We start from the raw sequence: 1,647 nt of genomic DNA, 5'->3' as shown, positions 1-1,647 counted from the left end.
ATATTACGGCCGATTTAGATACAAGTTCAACCAATGAGATTCAGGCATTGTCGATTATAGGTAACGATATTTCATTAAGTAATGGAGGAGGAACGATCACTTTACCAACAGTAACAGGATCAGAAACAAAAGTAACAGGTTCAGGAATTAACACAGTAACAGGAACATCTACAGATCCTTATGTAGTAACCGGAACTGAAGTTGATGGTAGTGTCACGAATGAGATTAACACAGGTTTTTCAAGTTCAACAAATACATTGACGATAACAGATTCAAATGGATCATTAACAGCGCCAATAGTAAATTCTGTATCCAATACTTTCTCAACAACTGCGGGAACATTAACAACAACAGTAAATGGAGTGACGGGTACAGCGGTTAATATTCATGACTATGTTAGGATTGCCCCTGTAAAACTAATTTCAGGAACATACCAGATAACCGCAGCTGATACAGGTTATGTTCTTTATGCTACTGCTGCCGCAACAGTGGAATTTCCTAGCGGACTTCCCATTGGATTTAATGTAAGTGTTTATCAGCAAGGCTCTGGAACTGTAACTTTTACTGGAGCAGGAGCAACTATTGCAAATAGATTAGGACGTACAAAAACTGCAGGTCAGTATGCAGGAGTGGGTGCAGTAGTTTATACCGCTAATCAAGTTACCTTAACGGGTGATTTAAAGAAATAAAAAAATGAAAAAGTTTTTGTTTCTTCTTATCATGATAATTAGTCTTGCGGGTACAGGTAAGGCACAAATTGCGCATTATAATCAATATCCAACAATGTATGTTGATGGTTATTTGGATGAATATTCTGGGATTAGTTTTGCCTATTCAATGAGAAGACTTTATAATGATTATGTAAATCCAATAGTAAAACTTAGACGTGCATCAGATAATTCAACAATGGATTTTTTTGCAACTGACACTGATTTAGTAGATGTTGCTTCCATTACAGCTTGGGCAGGAGGTTCTAATCTTTATGTTGACACTTGGTATGATCAACGTAATCGTCTGAATACAACATTAACAATTAGAAACGCTGTACAAGGAAATAATGATTATCAACCAAGATTTTATGTAGATGCCACTATTCCTTATCTTGCAGGTGATGGTACTAATGATTTTTTGGTAGTTCAAAATGGCGGATTGGGAGACGTGACAGCAGGTGGCAAAAACGGTTCTGTTTTTACTGTAGCAAGGGCAACCAATGTCAATCAATATTCTTTTGGAGTTGCAAGTGACAATGGTTTTGGTTATGATCGTTGGTTAGCTCAACTTAATTGGGGAACAGGACGAGCTGTATTTGATCCAGGAAAATTTGATAATTCAATCACTGTTGGTAATAGATCATTTATTAATACTTCTAATGCAGGATTATGGAAACAGTATTCTTTCATTGGAGCAACTCCAACAATTACAATTCGCCAAAATGCTGCGAATCAAGTTTCTAACGGAACAACATTGAGTGATGGTTGCTCGCTTGTTAATGCAAGTTTTTATATTTGTGCTGCTTCAAATGCATCGGGAGTAGCTTTGCTTCCTTCATCAACTGCTTTTAGTGAAATAGTCATGTTTAATACCAATGTTGATATTTCAATTTACGAGAATATTGAGCAATCTCAAATGGCATTTTGGGGACTTTAA

General features: G+C 36.4%; 1 protein-coding gene and 1 pseudogene. Both read left to right on the top strand.

Annotated features, from left to right (window positions below; genetic code table 11):
- Positions 1–689: pseudogene (locus AC4AGG_RS16365) on the top strand (hypothetical protein); the annotation flags it as partial.
- A gap of 4 nt (positions 690–693) precedes the next feature.
- A complete protein-coding gene (locus tag AC4AGG_RS16360; protein WP_489773092.1) occupies positions 694–1,647 on the top strand; it encodes a hypothetical protein in 954 nt (317 codons plus the stop codon).

Source organism: Chryseobacterium sp. CG10_8, assembly GCF_058117085.1.
The sequence above is the reverse complement of the archived record's forward strand: the minus strand, read 5'-3'. Positions and strand labels throughout refer to the sequence as shown.

What these genes read in the sequence shown, in the direction of transcription:
- AC4AGG_RS16360 (WP_489773092.1), top strand. Translation starts at nt 694, where the DNA reads ATGAAAAAGTTTTTGTTTCTTCTTATCATGATAATTAGTCTTGCGGGT.